This window comes from Methylobacterium pseudosasicola (assembly GCF_900114535.1).
Lineage (GTDB): Bacteria > Pseudomonadota > Alphaproteobacteria > Rhizobiales > Beijerinckiaceae > Methylobacterium > Methylobacterium pseudosasicola.
On sequence record NZ_FOTK01000075.1, the window covers coordinates 1 to 14324 of the forward strand.

A 14324-nucleotide genomic window follows, 5' to 3' on the forward strand; every position below is an offset into this window, starting at 1 on the left:
CCCCGACTGTTGCTCAAATGTCACGGATTGGGATGGTCGCGGCCCTTTGGTATACCAGATCCCACCCCCGCCCGACCGGTCACTATCCGCCGGGCCATGGCCTCGACGTCCTCGACGGTGGTGCGGACGATCATGCGGGCGGCGGGTGCGATGGCACCAGGTGCGCCGCGCAGGGTGGAGCGGATGGCGCCTGCGAAGGCTATGCGGCGCCGTGTGCATCCACAGGGCATGGGGGCTGTGCCTCTACAACGTAGCGCCGTTCGTACTCACCGCAGAAGTCGGTGGCCTGTACGAGGGGCCACATAGCTTCTGCTGTCTGGTCGCCCATGGTGGGGCGGCTGATGCGGCACTGACCGACCGAGTGGTCGTCGGGGTGCAGAGCGCCGTAGCGGCACGCGCCGCATTCGTCAGGGCCGGGAGCGGGTAGCAAGACGCGCATCGACGGCCCCTTTACTTGCGTCCATTCATGTCGAAGGTGACCGGCTTCAACCTTCCGGTCTTTGTCTATACTTGAGCGCGCGAGAAAAAACTTCGCGCTACTGCGCTAATGCTTGTTGACGTTCGAAGTGCTCTGAAGTATTACTTGGTCATCAGCAGCGAGGAACCAAGCAAATGAACAAGTCCTTCCAGATCATCGATACCAAGCTCAACAAGATCGTTCTCACCAAGATCAGCGAGCACGAGGCTCACAAGCGGGTCGATCTGCTCAACTCCTGCGGGATCGTCCGGTACAAGGCCCGGGCGGCCTGATCGGAGGGGGCTTCGGCCCCCTCTCTCGTTTGGGAGATGGGAGCCAGCAGATGACCATCATCTATTTCGTGAGGCCATAGCAGTAGCAGTGAGGGTGGCTCGAAGCCCCCTCGTCTCATCTGTTCTCAACCCTGGCGGGGAGTACGAGCAGAGACCAACACCGCGTGCGGTGAAGGCCGCATAGATTCAGAGCCCGGCCGATGAGTCAACCGCAGGCTGTGGATCACGCCCGCTCGAACTGTTGCCGCTCCAACTCCACCGGAGTGCCGCGACCGAAGATGTTGACCGAGACCTTGTACCGGTTCCGCGCCGTGTCGGTTTCCTCGATCACGCCGTCAAAGCTGGCGAACGGGCCATCGACCACCTGCACGGTCTCGCCGATCTCGATCCGGTCCAGATCATCTAGGATCGGGGCGGCGCCGATCAGTTCCTCGGCGAAGACGCGCATCTCCTGGTCCGGGACCGTGACCGGGACGATGTCAAAGCCGCTCTCCCGTCGCTCGACGCGCTCGACGGTCCACGCCCACTCCCGGTCCTGCCGCAGCCCCGGCATCGCGCCATAGACCCGCCGCTCCATCAGCCACGGGTACCGCTGCGCCAGCCGATCCAGATCGTCCCGGTGATCGATGCCAACGAACACGGTGCGGTCGAACAGCGCCACCCGGATCTTCCGGACCTGCCCGGTGGCGAGCCGCTGCTCAATGTCGTCCCTTGGCCGGAAGAACGGGATACCGGCCTTCCGGAGCCGCTCGCATAGCTCCCCGGCGTGCCCGGCGCAGGCCTCGACCATCGCCCACTGCTTGCCCTCGGGCAGTTCATGCTCGGCCCGCCGGGCGGCGATGCGCTCGGCTTCGCGCTCCCGCTGCTCGCGCTGGTGCCGCTCCCGTGGGGTCTCGGTCGGCTTGGCGTCCGACCCCTTTTCGGCGTCCGCAGCGTCACGCTGGGCCCGCTCGTCGTGCAGGATCTCGCCGCGGCGCATGAACGCCTTGTGCGCCCGCTCACGCTCCAGCTTCTGCTTGAGGCGCTGCCTCTGGGTCATCCGGCGTCCGACCACGCTACGCTCCCTTCGCCGCTTCTAGGGCCTCGACATCGGCCACGCTCGCCCCGCCGGCATGCCGCCCCGGCGCGCCGCTCACGACCGGCAGGTGCTCCCGGCACCAGCTGGTCGGCTTGCCGCCCTTCCAGGCCACGGGCTCGCCGCAGAACCGGTGATCGGCGGGCTGGGCCCGGAAGCTGGTGCAGGGGAACCGGCACTGGCCTTCGCGAAGGTCGGCGATTGGCCAGGCGCCGACGGGATGCGCCGGCCGCGGCGGGGCGGTGACCTCGACGTGCTGCGCGGCCTGGGCTCGCAGCGCTTCGGTCGCTTCCCGACGCAGGCGCTCGTAGCGCAGCGCGGCGCCGGATTTCGGGGCGGGGCGGGTGCTGGGGCGGCCCATCACGCGGCCTCTAGCAGCAGGCGGGGCGGGATCTTGCAGCCGGGCCGGCCGGGCGGCGGCCCGAACAGGTGCTCGACCCAGCCACCCATCTCGCGGTGCTTGGCGACCACGATCCGCAGCGTGGCCTCGGGGTAAGCGCCGTAGGGCGAGCCGAGGTCGATCTTCTCGTCGTCGGCGACCGGCGCGGCGGGCACCGGCGACAGGCCCTCCGCGGTGCGCATCGACCGCTGGGTGGCGACCCGCTCGGCGACGGTGTTGGCGAGCAGCGACCAGGTCCGAATCGGGGTCCGACGGCAGGCGGCGAGGTCGAGCAGGACAGGGACGATCTCGGCCTCAAGGTCGACGCCATCGGCCTCCAGTCGAGCCATCGGGCTGACGACGAGGTCCTGGACCCAATCCCGGGGCAGCACCTCCCGGCAACGGCGTTCGACCCGGTCGAAATTTTCCCGGCAATTCCAGGCCAGCGGCGGCGGCGCGGCGGCGCGCGACGGTACAGGTTCACAGGCCGCCGCCGGGTTATTCTCTTCTTCTGTACTGCTATGCCCTGCTATGGGTGAACGTAACGGTGACCGTGACGTGATCGCCACGGTTTCGTCACGTCGTTCGTGACGTACATCGTGACGTTGGTCGTCACGTCCTTCGTTACGTTGACCGTTACGACCAACGTTACGGTCGGGCGTTTCGTTGATACCATTGGGTTTTTTGCCGCCGGATGGAGGGGTTTGGTCCGGCTCACTCTTCGCCTGACGAGCGCGGGTCGCCGCCGCAGTCCTCTCCTTCCGCGCATCCTTCGATTTCGCGGCTCTGAGCACGTCCTCGCATAAAACCCGATGATAGAAGCGATTATCGGAGCACAGGACGAACCCGCGCAACGCGATCGCCTTGACCTTTTTCCAGCGTCCGCCGGCCCCGGAGAATGCGGCCAGGAGGCGGTCGTCGTTGGGCAGCGAGCCGGCCGGACGCTGCCGCCAGGCGTGCCCCCAGAGCGCGACTGCGGCCTTGAACTCTTCGCCCGTGGACAGCGCCCAGAGCTCGGAATGGAACAGCCGGTCGATGTCGAGGAGGAAGCTGGAAAGGCCCGCGATATCAATGTCGGCGGGGACCAGCGGCGCGGGAAGATCGGCGCGTTCGGTCATCGGGCAAGCCCCTGTGTGGTGGGTGCGATCTTGGAGGAGGCCACGTCGACCCAGAGATCGACGGTCGTCGCCGGGCCGGAGCGGTTCTTGCCGAGGATCATCTCGAGGCTGTTCTGGCGCTCGAACAGGCGGGCGCCGATCTCGGCGTCGCCGGTCGCCTTGAACTTCTTCTCGAGGTAGTAGGCCTCGCGGTAGAGGAAGATCACCGTGTCGGCGTCCTGCTCCAGCTCGCCCGAGTCCCGGAGGTCGGCGAGGCCCGGGCGGCGGTCAGCGCGGCCCTCCGCCTCGACCTGGCGGTTGAGCTGGGTCAGCAAGACGATGCAGACGTCTTCGGCTTTCGCGAGCTGCTTCAGCGAGCCGGAGATCTCGCCGATCTCCAGGACGCGGTTGCCCTGATAGCGGTCCGACGCCTTGATGTATTTCAGGTAGTCGATGAAGACGACGCCGAGGCGCACGCCCAGCTTGGCGAGCCGGCGCTTCTCCTGCTTCACCCCGAACGTGATTTGCGCGACGCTGACCGACGGCTCGCATTCGAGCTTGAGGTGCAACTGGTCGAGCCGCTTGGCGGCATCCTCCAGGCGCCAGACCTCCTCGTCGTCGAGGTCGACGCCGGCCATGATCTTGCCGAACGTCAGCGGCCGATTGTGGACGTAGGAGAGGTCGGCGAGATACCGGGCCCATTGCTGATCCCGGGTCACCTCGCACTGGTAGACGAGCACGCCGGCGTCCCGGGCCGCGAGGCGCGAGAGCGAGGTCAGGGCGACCGTCTTGCCCATGCCGGGCCGGGCCGACAGGAGGTAGAGCTGCCCGCGCTGGAAGCCGCCGTTGGTGGCCCGGTCCAGATCGGGGATGCCGGTGCTGATCGAAGTCACCTGCAGCAGGCCGGACCGCAGCCCGGAGATGCGCTCCATCATCCAGGCCGTGCCCTGCGCTGTCGTCTGGCCGGCAAGGTGAGCCTGAGGAACGACGGCGCGGACGTCGAGCAGCGCCTGCTCGGTCTCGTCAATGATGCCCTGCGCCAGCGTGCCGGGAATCGAGGTCCGGGCCTTTTCGGCGAGCTCGTCGGCGATCGTTAGGAGCGCTCGGCGCGACGCGAGATCGCGGACGATCTGCGCGTAGCCGACGGCGTCCCAATTCAGCAACTCGCCAGTGCAGCCCGCGAGATAGGCGATGGCTGGGCGCTCACCGACGTTCGGCCGCTGCAGATAGCCCTTCACCGCAATGGGCGTGGGTGAACTGCCGGCCGCCACCAGCGCCTCAATGATCCCGAACACCTCCTGGTGATCGGCGAAGTAGAAGTGCTCGGGCTGGACGATCTGGGCGACGGCCGGTACGTGCTCCGGCTTCATCATCAAAATGCCGATGAGCGCCTGTTCGGCCTCGATGTTGTGCGGCGGGACGGCTTGGCCTTCGGGCTGCCGGAACGCGAGAACAGCGGCGGGATCGCGGGCCATGGTGCTACTCCGCCGCCGCGAGGTCGAAGAGCGGCGAGGATGCCTGGACACCGAAGCGCGCTGCATCGTCGGGGCGGGTGAGCGCCCTACGGCAGCCGGGCGGAATCCAGAACGGTGCCTGCGGAGCGCGCCCGCGAACCCATACGAACCAGGCATAGGACGTGGCCGTACCGGCGTCCGGATCCCATCGGCCCTTCGTCATCGGCACGCGCTCGACGAATGGTGCGAACAGCGTCGGCGGCCGATCGCGGAACAGGGTCTCATAGCGCTCGACGCCCTCAACCCACACGGTGCGCAGCAGCATCGCGACAACTGGCGCCAGCGTAAGCGCGCGTAGGGTGAAGGCGGTGGCCGGGCGGAACGGCGGGTTGGTGATGATGAACTCTGGCGCCATCCCGTCTTCGGGCGAGCCGATTACGGTTCGGTCGTCGAGGAAGTCCTCGACGCGGTAGTCTCGCCCGTAATCGAAGATGTCCGAGCCCCAGCCGCCGCCGCCGAAGTACTCCAGGAGCACCTCGAACATGTGGCCTTCGCCGCAGGCCGGGTCCCAGCACGCGTCGAACTGCATGTCTTGCTGCAGACCGAGGTGCGGGAGCACGTGCTCGCACAACGCGCGCGTCGCCCATGGTGGCGTCGGGAAGAAGTCGAGGCTGTCCGGCGGCTCCCGCCTGGACGCCATAACGGACGTGTGGCCGGTCGGAATCATGCCGCCCTCACAGCGCCGAGGGCGCCGAGCTTCAGGCGCGAGTACTTCGGCGCCTTCTCGTGAACAGCGCAGGCCCACAGGCCGAGGGCGTCGGCGGCGTGGTCGTCCTTCGGATTCCAGCCATGCCGCTGGGCCGCCGCGATCATCTCGTGCTTCTCAGCGCGGCCGCTGCCGGCGAAGAGCTTCTTCACGCTGGTGTTGCCGTGCTCCATGCAGCGGATCTGCCGGCGGTAGCAGGCGAGCTCGGTCTGCCAGCACAGTCCCATGAGCTTGCGTGCGGTGTTCGCGTTGCCAGTGCCGCTGACGAATGGCGCCTCGAACACGACCAGCGCCGGATTCTCCAGCGTGATCATGTCGAGGAGCCACTCGTCGTAGGCGTCGCCGAAGCGTCCGATCTCGGGCCCGGTGGACGGAAGCAGCTTGGACCCATAGGTCGGCTCCCCGTCGGGCGAACCGCAGGCCCACCCAAGGCGGGTGGCCAAGTCGAGGGCGAGGATCTTCGGCAGCGCCATGGCTCAGTGCGCCAGCTGCTTGATGCCGCCCTTGAGGCGGCGGGCGTTCTCGGCGGCCGTATCCTCGGCGGCGGTGGCGGATTCCTGCGCGGCGCGGCGGCCGGCCTCGTCGCCCTCGTCGAAGAGGTCCGCCTGCGGGCCGAGGTCGAGCTTCTCGACGTAGTCGATCAGCGACTTCAGGAACTCGTCCCGCTTGTCCTGCTCCATCCGCTTCAGCGACAGGACCAGCTTGAACGCCTTGCGGTTGATGCCGTGGACCTCCTCGGCATCCTTCACGGCCGCGCCCAGCTCACCGCGGGACTCGTCCATGTCGGCTTTCATCGAGTCGCATTTCGAGATGAGCGACTTCAGCACCTCCGGGTGGATCCCGGCTTTGGCTTTCGGATTCTTCAGTTTTTCGGCCATAGCTCTCTCCTTGCGGGCTCGACCCGCCTCGTGTTGCGCTTAGGGGTGGGTCAGGCGACGGCCTGCAGCGGCCGCGGGCTCCGGCCGAGGCCCATGGCCTTCGAGATCGCGGAGCGCCTTGCGGAATAGTCGGCCGAGACCATCGGGTAGTCGGCGGGCAAACCGAAGCGCTGGCGGTAGGCGTGCGGGTCGAGCCCATTGCCGTTGAGGTGGCGCTTCAGGGTCTTGTAGGAGCGGCCGTCGATGAAGCTGACCAAGCCGTCGGGCCGGATGGACTTGCGGATCTCGGCCGGGCTGGGTTTGGCGACGTCGGCCTCAACCGAGGCGGCGGCCTTGCCGAGGTCGACGATCGCCGCGTGCACGGCCCCGATCAGCGCCGGCAGCTCGGACGCCGCGACGTGGTTGCCGCGGACGTAGCTGGCGACGACGTTGACCGTGTAGTCCACGGCGATGTCGATCTCGGGCTGTTGGTCGAACATCGTGTGCTCCTGTCGCGCGGGAGCGCCCCGCGTGGGCGGGCCTTTCAGCCGGGGAAGCGGAGAGCGAAGAGCGTCACGGCCGGCGCTCCCGGGTGTCGCTGCGGGGATCGTGGTCGCGGTCCCAGAGGCGGGGGTCCCACTCGCGGGCGCGGTCCATGCAGGACCGCGAGACGCGGAGAACCGACGCAGCTCCGTCGATCACGGCGCTGCCGAACCAGATCATGCTGTCGGCGATGTGCTGCAGCAGATGCGCGATCGCGCGGAGGATGGCGGCCTCGAACTTCATCGGGCGGCCCTCAGCGCGGCGATCTCGCGCTGCTTCTCCTCGACCTGGCGCTCGAGGCGCGCCTGCCGGCACATGAGGGCTGCCTCGCGCAAGGAAGCGGGCGAAGCGTCCGGGTTTACGAACACGAACAGCTCGGGCCCGTAGACCTCGATCAGGCGGTGGTAGGCGTTGCCGGCAGGCGACGAGGCGCCCTCCAGCCACTTCGACACCGTGCGCGACGAGATCCGGGTCTCGGCCTCGACGCAGATGGCGGTCTTCTGCGGGTGGATCGACCTCAGGAATCCGGCGATCCGCGCTCCGAAAACCTGGGGCTCGAGAACCCCAATTTTTCGCACAACAGACTCAGACGTTCGCATGCTCTTCCTCGATGCTGTGAACATCGGGGACGACGGGGACGAGGAGGACTGGCCGGGGATGCAGGAGGCGGCCGACATCAGCGATCACCCTGCGGAAAGGAGAGATACGCAGGCACACGAACAGCATCCCGGCCGACGTCTTGGCGGGCAGAAGGCAGGGATGCGGAAAAGGTACCGGGGCTTTCTCGGCCCATGCCCGGCGAACGGGTTCCGCTCAGGACGGTCCTGGGGACGCCCTGGTCGAGGTCTGACGCGCCGGAGCGCGATGGGAATGGTGTGGTCATGCGAGCACCCGCACGACCAGGAACATGCAGGTGATCGGCGGCAGCATAATCGCCACCGTCACCGGGTGCAGCCGGAGCAGACACCCGACCAGAAGCACGGCGGCGGACAGAGCCCAGATCTGCATGAGCACGATCATCGGGTGGCCTCCGCGCAGACCAACCGAGCGGTCTCGACGACACGCTCGTTGTGCGCGTGCTCGCGCAGGAGAGCGGCCAAGTGGTCGGCGGCCTCGGCGTCGAGCCGCGTGAACATGTCGGCGACGATGAAGATGCCGCCTGCCGGTGCCACGCCGCAGGTCACGACGTAGTGGCCAGCGCGCTTCACGCCGTGCTCGTCGAGGGTGAGGTCGCGAGCGGCCGGCATCAGGCGGCGCTCGCAGCGAGGGGAGCAGGAGCGGTGTCTGAAGCAATCGGGTATAGATCTGGACGCAGCTCGTGCCGCGAGATTCCGCTGGCTTCCTCGACCCCAAGCACGCGAAGCGGCGGGCACTCCTGCCACTGGCTGATGGCCTGTGAAGAAATCCCGATTTTGCGGCTCAGCGCCTTCGTGCCGCCGGCAGCTTCGATCGCTCGTTGGAGTGCGGTCGGTTCCATAACGGAGAAGGGTAAGCCAAACTTACCTTCCCGACAAGATGGCAGGTAAGAAATTCTGGCCTAGCGAGCGTGAAAGGGTTGCTTACACGCTGTCGGGTATGCCCACTCCGCTCGGCAACGTCATAAAAGAAGCTCGGAAGGCCCGCAGCATCACGCAGGCCCAGATCGCGGCTGAGTTCGGCATCACGCGGAACGCGGTGACGATTTGGGAGACCAGTGATAGCGGTCCGCAACGTGACCGCCTTCCCCGCTTGGCCGATTTCCTTGGAATCGATCTATCCGCAGCGATGCGGGGCGAAATGCTCTTTCTGGATGGGCCGCCTGTTGAGCCCCTTAAGCCTCAACCGAATGTGCGGCGACCGAGCAAGCCTCAGAAGATCGATCTGCCGAAACTGAATGGGCCGCGCGACGTCCCTGTCCTTGGCACCGGTGTCGGTGGCGACGAAGGCGATTTTCGCTTCAATGGACAGACAATTGACTACGCGCCCCGACCGCCCGGCATCGAGGGCAAGAAGGACGTCTTCGTCGTCTACGTTGTTGGCGATAGCATGGTGCCGCGGTTTGAGGATGGCGACCCGGCTTACGTCGACCCTCACCGCCGACCAAAAAATCGGGACTATGTTGTCGTCGAACTGAAGGGCGAGAGCGAGGTTGAGCCGGGTGATGCTTTCGTCAAGCGCCTCGTCCGCCGTAGTGGCGGGAAGATCGTCGTAGAGCAGTTCAATCCTGCGAAGGAACTGGTGTTCGCTGAGGCCGACGTAGCCCGGCTTCATCGGGTGATCCCATGGACTGAGCTGATCGGGATCTGATCGCCATGACCGAGGACGTCACCTTCCGCTCCGACAAGGCCGCCCCCGTCCAGCTCGACGGCGCCCAGACCGACTTCACCCTGCCGATCTGCCTTCCCGATCCCGAGCTGATGGTCGGGGAGGCTCTGGCCGTCCTGGTGGTGACCACCGTGGAAGGACAGCAGGTGGGTGTGCCGATGGGGGTGAATGGGCTGGAGTACCTGCTGGGGATCGTGGAGGCGGGGCTGAGAGTAATGCGGGAAGATGTAGGTGGCGCGAACTAAGGGCAATCAAATCTAATGCTTAGACGATATAGTTGTTGGGGATCTCATACATGAGCAGCGCTGATGATAACTGGCCACGCTACTCTATTGGCCTAAAAGATCACTTTCATGCAATAGGTATTATCATACATTGCTGGTCTCAAATTGAGTACGTTTTTTATCAGCTCGCCTCTTATGCATGCAGTAATGACAGCCCGGAATTCGAATTCATATGCAAAAATATGCGCGATGATACCCGATTTGAAATCGTCAGAAATGCCATTATACCCAAGTTACCAGTAGAAGAAGCGGAATATGTCAAGCATTTTCTTTCATGCGCGGCCATTTGCAAGACCTATAGAGATAGCTTTGCGCATTCTCGTTTTGATAATATCGTACAAAATAGCGAACTTGTAACAATCAAAGGATTTACTAAAGACTTACTGGATTATAGAACGCGCAGTTGGAATGTTTCTGACTTGAGGTACATGGCAGATGCTTCATATGAAACGTGGCAGTACGGATCTAACGTTTGGGGTGCTCTAACTTTTCGGAAATTGAATTCAGATTTTGATCGGTCTGCAGGTAGTCCGGAGCCAAGCTTCGCATGGCCAGATAAACCTGCTCTGCCACAAAACTTGACCCAAATCCTCGATATTCCCAAACAATCTCCGCCCCGGCATCAATCATCTGGGCGGTGATTTCGATTTGCGAATTCGCATTCATTCTGCGCGCTCGAACGAACTGTTGATTGGCGGTGTGATAACACAGATAGTTTGTCCGCAGTGTGCTCAAAACGGCAGCTGATCCGCCACCCCAGGCGGCACCCTCCCGAAGATCGCCAGCGTGACCGGCTCTCCGCCATCGTCGTAGTCCGGATCCACGACCGTGCGGGTGAAGGCGGCCGCGCCGATCGCACGGCCGACCCGGACCTTCTCTTCAGCGACGCGACATGCGTCCGCCGGGCTCTTGCAGTCTACGATATTACCGGCTGCGAGCTTTCCCTTGACCAGCACGAACAACTGGACGTTGTGAGCAACGATTGGCTTCAGCGGCACAGATATTATCCCTTGCAATAAGATTAAACCTGGCCCCGCTCAACCAATCTAAGACTTACGTTCCGGCCACCGCCGCCCTGTGCCTCGCATACGTGGCAGCGAAAGCGGCTGCCGAGTGTCTGTACTGTCCGAAAACCCTTTTGTTCCGCAGCCCTTACCTTATACCCCGGCCAATAGGACTTTCGGCCGCAATCCTCGCAATGGATGTAAATCCCGATCACGTCCGCCAGCTCGGACGGCATGTCGCGTGGCAGGGCTGCCATCCGGGCCTCGTTTTTGTTCCTGTTGTGTTCTGATGCTGGCCTCAAAACGGGCCAAGAGTCGAGGCGGTCAATCGGTTCGCTGTGGACGAATGTGGATAACGTCAGGAAAGTAGGGCTTACCTTTTTCGCTTGCAGCGCGAGGAAAGTTCTGCTTACCTATCCCCATCGCCGCTCACCGAGCCGATGGAGATGGGAATGGACCTCGAAAGGCTATTCGATCAGAGGCGCGATCAGATCGCCCGCCGTTTGGCGGCGAAGGTCATCCCCGGTCTGGATGGGTGCCTTCTGTTCACGGGCACGACTGATCGCGGACGCTACGGGCAATTCTACATCGACCGGTTTAAAGTCGCTGCTCACCGGGTCGCCTACGCCTTTGCGAATGGTCCGATCCCAGACGGCCATCTCGTCTGCCATCGCTGCGATAACCCGACCTGCATCAACGTCGAGCATCTGTTTCTCGGCTCGGCGCTCGACAACAACGTCGATCAATCCGTCAAGAACAGGACTCACCAGCCCTTCGGCGGCGTCGGTCGCTATCGGAAGCTGACGAGAGACGACGTTCTACGCATCAAAACAGAGCGGACCTCCGGCCGAGCACTGGCTGCCGATATGGGCGTGGCGCCGAATACAGTCCGAAAGATCCGTCGCGGTGAGACATGGACGCACGTGTCGCCGGCGGTTTCGGCGGAGGTGCTGTGATGCTCACCGCCGTTGCCGCCCACCTCGATCACGCCAGCTGCACCGCGCTGGTTCTGTACGCCGCCCTCGGCGCGATCACCGTCGGGCTGGGCCCGTTCGCGGTCGCGAACCTCGTCGACCACATCCTGGTCGCCCGCCGCATCTCGCAGGGCGTTCGCTGATGGTTGCCGACTGGATCTCCCCGCGCGACCAGCTGCCCGCCGATGGGCAGATCGTCGAGATTTCCGTGCTGGCCGGTAGCCTCGACGTCAGCCGCGCTAAGCGCCTGGGCGAGAAGTGGTTCGTCGAGCGCGATGTCGGCGGCCCGTATCAGATGTTCGAGCCGGCAATGCCGGCCTACTGGCGCCCGGTCGCCCGTAAGCAGCAAGCCGCGAGGGCTGCGTGATGGCCGCCCGCCCGCGCTTCTCCTCGACCGCGCAGATGATGCGCGCCGCGGCCGCCCTGCGCCGAGCGGTTGCCGCCGCCGGTGGCGCCGCCCGCTTGGCCCAACAGCTGAGCCTGCACGCCACCACGGTTAACGGGTGGACGTTCTGCCCGGCCGGCCATGTCGACACGGTCGCTGTCGCCACCGGCGTGTCCCGCAACGACCTGCGGCCGGACCTTTCCCCGCGCGCTCTCACCGCTGAGCAGGCGGTCGCCGCGCACCTTGCTGCTGGCGGTCACTTCGCCCGGACCGGTCGCTGCTTGTCGATGGAGGTCCGCTGATGGCCGCCCTTGACCTTCCCGCCGGCTACTCCGTCACGCGGACCCGCGCCGGCTACGCCCTGCGCAGTCCCTACGGCCCGCTCGGCGACGACTTCGATTGCTGGGCCGAGGCATGTTTCGCCGCCCAGGACCACGCCGATTCGCTCGCGCTGGAGGCCTCCGACGAGGTGGCTGCCGTTTCTGACTTCGAGGCGCAGAGCCTGTTGGAGGCCGCGTGATGTCGGCCGCCCAAACCCTGCCGCGCGAGGAGCGGCTCCGCACCACCGCGCACCTGAGGGACTCGCTCCCGTGGCCAATCTCGAAGTGGCGCGGCACCTCGGGCCGGACCTACGCCGTCACCATCCGCTCGATGGCCGAGGTCGAGACCGACGATCTGCCTGGTGCTGTGGTGATCGCCGTCCGCCGCGACGGTACCGGCAACTCGAAGGGCCTCGCCCAGCCGGTCCGGGTCTCGGCCATCGCCGATGCGCACGCGGCCCGAGCCTTCCAAGCTGGCCTGCCGAGGGCGGTCAGTGAGCTGCACCTTCACCGCATTGAGCCGGACGCCCGCGAGCGCGCCCGCATCGTCGCTGATCTCCAGCCGGAGTGACCCCGGTGATCCTGACCCCCTTCGACGCCGCAATGATCGCGCTGCTCGGCGCCGTCCTCACCCGCACACAGGAGCCGACCATGCAGACCGCCAACGACTTCGCGCGCCGCATGGCGCTCCTGGGTAAGCCCGGGCCGTACAAGTCCAGTCCCCACAATCCTGGCTGCATCGTTGATCGCGCCGACGACATCCTGCTGATCGTCTCTCCGACGATCTCGGGCACGGCCACGCGCCGCGACGCGGCCGAGATCGCGGCGCTCGCCCTGAACCGGCTCTGCGGGTTCGCCGCGGTCGAGGACCGGCTGGACCCGGCGCACATCGCGGCGGTGCAGGCGGAAAGCGACCGGTTCATGGCGCAGACCCGGCCGCAGGCGGCGGAGTGACCGCCGTGAAGATCACCCGAATCCCCTTCACCACGCGCGAGGCGTGGCTGGCCGCCCGGGCGCAGGACGTGACGGCGTCCACGGTCGCGAGCCTCGTCGGCGCGCACCCGTTCATGTCGGCCTACGAGCTGCACGCCCTGAAGACTGGGCGGATCAGCGAACTTGCCGAGGAGACCGGTCCGATTCGGCGCGGTCGGCTTCTGGAGCCGGTCGCGATCGAGCTGATGCGCGAGCAGAAGCCCGAGTGGCGGATCCAGTCGAACCGCGACTACTTCCGCGACCCGGCGGCCCGGCTCGGCGCCACGCCCGACACCATCGTCGAATGCCCGCACTTCGGTCTCGGCACCGTCCAGGTGAAGTCGGTTGAGCGGTCGATCTTCTCGCGCAACTGGCGCGAGGTCGATACCGGCGAGGTCGAGCTGCCGGTCGGCTACGCTCTGCAGGTCATCACCGAGGCGCATCTGCTCGGCGCGAAGTGGGCCGCCGTCGGCGCGCTCGTCGTCAGCCATGACGTCACCCTGGAGATCATCGAGGTCCCGATTCACGCCGGGGTCATCGACACGCTGCGCCGGGCGGTTGCCGAGTTCTGGGCAACGGTCGCGGCTGGTGGCGTGCCCGAGCCGGACTGGAAGCGCGACGCCTCGCTGGCGGCCCGCCTGCAGGGCGATACCGGCCAGACCATCGACCTCTCGAGCGACAACGCCCTGCCGGAGCTGCTCGATGAACGCGACGCCACGAAGGCCCGGATGAAGGCCGACGACGAGCGCTGCAAGGCGATCGACGCCGAGATCCGCGCCAAGGTCGGCTTCGCCGCCGGCGCCACGCTGCCGGGCTGGAAGATCAGCCTGAAGACGCAGGAGACCAAGGCCTACGAGGTCGCGGCCCGCGTCACGCGCCCCATCCGCATCACCCGCATCAAGCAGAAGGACCTCGCGGCATGAGCACCGCCGTTGCCGAGCGCACCGCCAACCCCATCGTCGTGCTGAACGACCAGATTGCGAACCGCGAGGAACAGTTCAAGGCGGCGCTGCCCGCGCACATCCCGGTCGAGCGCTTCAAGCGCGTCCTGCTCACCGCGGTCCAGAACAACCCGGGGCTCATGCGCCTCGACCGCCAGTCCTTCTTCAACTCCGCCATGCGCGCCGCCCAGGACGGCCTGCTGCCGGACGGGCGCGAGG

The 14324-nt window shown here is 65.7% G+C and carries 26 protein-coding genes and 1 pseudogene; 13 read left to right on the forward strand and 14 right to left on the reverse strand.

Going from position 1 to position 14324, the window contains the following annotated elements:
- Positions 1–612 precede the first annotated feature (612 nt).
- Complete coding sequence (locus BM228_RS35005) at positions 613–750, forward strand: hypothetical protein (RefSeq protein WP_167367887.1); 138 nt, start codon at positions 613–615, stop codon at positions 748–750.
- A gap of 223 nt (positions 751–973) precedes the next feature.
- Here the strand turns inward: BM228_RS35005 and nusG are convergent, their stop codons facing one another.
- From nusG to BM228_RS31650, 13 genes are all read right to left on the reverse strand, one after another.
- On the reverse strand, positions 974–1789 hold the full coding sequence (gene nusG, locus BM228_RS36190) for a transcription termination/antitermination protein NusG (RefSeq protein ID WP_139234308.1): 816 nt from the start codon (positions 1787–1789) through the stop codon (positions 974–976).
- A gap of 16 nt (positions 1790–1805) precedes the next feature.
- Positions 1806–2186, reverse strand: a complete 381-nt coding sequence (locus tag BM228_RS31600; RefSeq protein WP_092047054.1) for a hypothetical protein — start codon at positions 2184–2186, stop codon at positions 1806–1808.
- Complete coding sequence (locus BM228_RS31605; protein ID WP_092047056.1) at positions 2186–3322, reverse strand: DUF1376 domain-containing protein; 1137 nt, start codon at positions 3320–3322, stop codon at positions 2186–2188. Before BM228_RS31605 ends, BM228_RS31600 begins: the two co-directional genes overlap by 1 nt.
- The gene (locus tag BM228_RS31610; protein ID WP_092047057.1) at positions 3319–4776 is read right to left on the reverse strand and encodes a replicative DNA helicase; all 1458 of its coding nucleotides are present in this window, start codon (positions 4774–4776) and stop codon (positions 3319–3321) included. The genes BM228_RS31605 and BM228_RS31610 overlap by 4 nt, the downstream gene beginning before the upstream one ends.
- A 4-nt stretch (positions 4777–4780) precedes the next feature.
- Positions 4781–5482, reverse strand: coding sequence for a hypothetical protein (locus BM228_RS31615; RefSeq protein WP_092047059.1), 702 nt, complete (start codon positions 5480–5482; stop codon positions 4781–4783).
- Positions 5479–5994, reverse strand: coding sequence for a RuvC family protein (locus tag BM228_RS31620; protein WP_208612141.1), 516 nt, complete (start codon positions 5992–5994; stop codon positions 5479–5481). Before BM228_RS31620 ends, BM228_RS31615 begins: the two co-directional genes overlap by 4 nt.
- A gap of 3 nt (positions 5995–5997) precedes the next feature.
- On the reverse strand, positions 5998–6399 hold the full coding sequence (locus tag BM228_RS31625) for a hypothetical protein (RefSeq protein ID WP_092047061.1): 402 nt from the start codon (positions 6397–6399) through the stop codon (positions 5998–6000).
- Between the two features lie 50 nt (positions 6400–6449).
- A complete protein-coding gene (locus BM228_RS31630) occupies positions 6450–6878 on the reverse strand; it encodes a Ros/MucR family transcriptional regulator (RefSeq protein WP_092047063.1) in 429 nt (142 codons plus the stop codon).
- A 73-nt stretch (positions 6879–6951) separates the two neighbouring features.
- Positions 6952–7164 (reverse strand): hypothetical protein, encoded by a 213-nt coding sequence (locus BM228_RS31635; protein ID WP_092047065.1) that lies wholly within the window; start codon positions 7162–7164, stop codon positions 6952–6954.
- Positions 7161–7520 carry a hypothetical protein gene (locus BM228_RS31640; RefSeq protein WP_139234309.1) on the reverse strand — a complete coding sequence of 120 codons (360 nt, stop codon included), beginning with the start codon at positions 7518–7520 and terminating at the stop codon, positions 7161–7163. Before BM228_RS31640 ends, BM228_RS31635 begins: the two co-directional genes overlap by 4 nt.
- 280 nt (positions 7521–7800) lie before the next feature.
- Entirely contained in the window at positions 7801–7941 is a 141-nt protein-coding gene (locus tag BM228_RS35010; RefSeq protein ID WP_167367888.1) for a hypothetical protein, read from the reverse strand.
- Positions 7938–8168 (reverse strand): hypothetical protein, encoded by a 231-nt coding sequence (locus BM228_RS31645; protein ID WP_092047069.1) that lies wholly within the window; start codon positions 8166–8168, stop codon positions 7938–7940. Before BM228_RS31645 ends, BM228_RS35010 begins: the two co-directional genes overlap by 4 nt.
- On the reverse strand, positions 8168–8398 hold the full coding sequence (locus tag BM228_RS31650) for a transcriptional regulator (protein ID WP_092047071.1): 231 nt from the start codon (positions 8396–8398) through the stop codon (positions 8168–8170). The genes BM228_RS31645 and BM228_RS31650 overlap by 1 nt, the downstream gene beginning before the upstream one ends.
- A 38-nt stretch (positions 8399–8436) precedes the next feature.
- Here BM228_RS31650 and BM228_RS31655 point away from each other — a divergent pair, with 38 nt between their 5' ends.
- From BM228_RS31655 to BM228_RS34330, 3 genes are read left to right on the forward strand one after another with little or no spacing between them, the layout of a single operon-like run.
- On the forward strand, positions 8437–9207 hold the full coding sequence (locus tag BM228_RS31655; RefSeq protein ID WP_244537418.1) for an XRE family transcriptional regulator: 771 nt from the start codon (positions 8437–8439) through the stop codon (positions 9205–9207).
- A gap of 5 nt (positions 9208–9212) precedes the next feature.
- Complete coding sequence (locus BM228_RS31660) at positions 9213–9470, forward strand: hypothetical protein (protein ID WP_092047075.1); 258 nt, start codon at positions 9213–9215, stop codon at positions 9468–9470.
- A 50-nt stretch (positions 9471–9520) separates the two neighbouring features.
- Positions 9521–10150 carry a hypothetical protein gene (locus tag BM228_RS34330; RefSeq protein WP_139234310.1) on the forward strand — a complete coding sequence of 210 codons (630 nt, stop codon included), beginning with the start codon at positions 9521–9523 and terminating at the stop codon, positions 10148–10150.
- Positions 10151–10240: 90 nt separating this feature from the next.
- On the opposite strand, the gene BM228_RS31665 is transcribed toward BM228_RS34330, so the two are convergent.
- Positions 10241–10507 (reverse strand): hypothetical protein, encoded by a 267-nt coding sequence (locus tag BM228_RS31665; RefSeq protein WP_092047077.1) that lies wholly within the window; start codon positions 10505–10507, stop codon positions 10241–10243.
- A gap of 458 nt (positions 10508–10965) precedes the next feature.
- Between BM228_RS31665 and BM228_RS31670 the strand changes: the two genes are divergently transcribed.
- The 9 genes and pseudogenes from BM228_RS31670 to BM228_RS31705 all read left to right on the forward strand — a co-directional run.
- Positions 10966–11469, forward strand: a complete 504-nt coding sequence (locus BM228_RS31670) for an HNH endonuclease signature motif containing protein (protein ID WP_167367889.1) — start codon at positions 10966–10968, stop codon at positions 11467–11469.
- Positions 11469–11630 carry a hypothetical protein gene (locus BM228_RS35015; RefSeq protein ID WP_167367890.1) on the forward strand — a complete coding sequence of 54 codons (162 nt, stop codon included), beginning with the start codon at positions 11469–11471 and terminating at the stop codon, positions 11628–11630. The genes BM228_RS31670 and BM228_RS35015 overlap by 1 nt, the downstream gene beginning before the upstream one ends.
- Positions 11630–11854 carry a hypothetical protein gene (locus tag BM228_RS31675; protein ID WP_092047081.1) on the forward strand — a complete coding sequence of 75 codons (225 nt, stop codon included), beginning with the start codon at positions 11630–11632 and terminating at the stop codon, positions 11852–11854. The genes BM228_RS35015 and BM228_RS31675 overlap by 1 nt, the downstream gene beginning before the upstream one ends.
- Positions 11854–12174: a YdaS family helix-turn-helix protein gene (locus BM228_RS31680; RefSeq protein WP_092047083.1), complete on the forward strand. Its 321-nt coding sequence runs from the start codon at positions 11854–11856 to the stop codon at positions 12172–12174. The genes BM228_RS31675 and BM228_RS31680 overlap by 1 nt, the downstream gene beginning before the upstream one ends.
- On the forward strand, positions 12174–12392 hold the full coding sequence (locus BM228_RS31685) for a hypothetical protein (RefSeq protein WP_092047085.1): 219 nt from the start codon (positions 12174–12176) through the stop codon (positions 12390–12392). Before BM228_RS31680 ends, BM228_RS31685 begins: the two co-directional genes overlap by 1 nt.
- Positions 12392–12763: a hypothetical protein gene (locus BM228_RS31690; protein ID WP_092047087.1), complete on the forward strand. Its 372-nt coding sequence runs from the start codon at positions 12392–12394 to the stop codon at positions 12761–12763. Before BM228_RS31685 ends, BM228_RS31690 begins: the two co-directional genes overlap by 1 nt.
- 5 nt (positions 12764–12768) lie before the next feature.
- Complete coding sequence (locus tag BM228_RS31695; protein WP_139234311.1) at positions 12769–13146, forward strand: hypothetical protein; 378 nt, start codon at positions 12769–12771, stop codon at positions 13144–13146.
- Between the two features lie 5 nt (positions 13147–13151).
- Positions 13152–14087 carry a YqaJ viral recombinase family nuclease gene (locus BM228_RS31700; RefSeq protein ID WP_167367891.1) on the forward strand — a complete coding sequence of 312 codons (936 nt, stop codon included), beginning with the start codon at positions 13152–13154 and terminating at the stop codon, positions 14085–14087.
- Positions 14084–14324 (forward strand): annotated as a pseudogene (locus BM228_RS31705) (recombinase RecT); the annotation flags it as partial. The gene BM228_RS31700 and the pseudogene BM228_RS31705, both read left to right, overlap by 4 nt.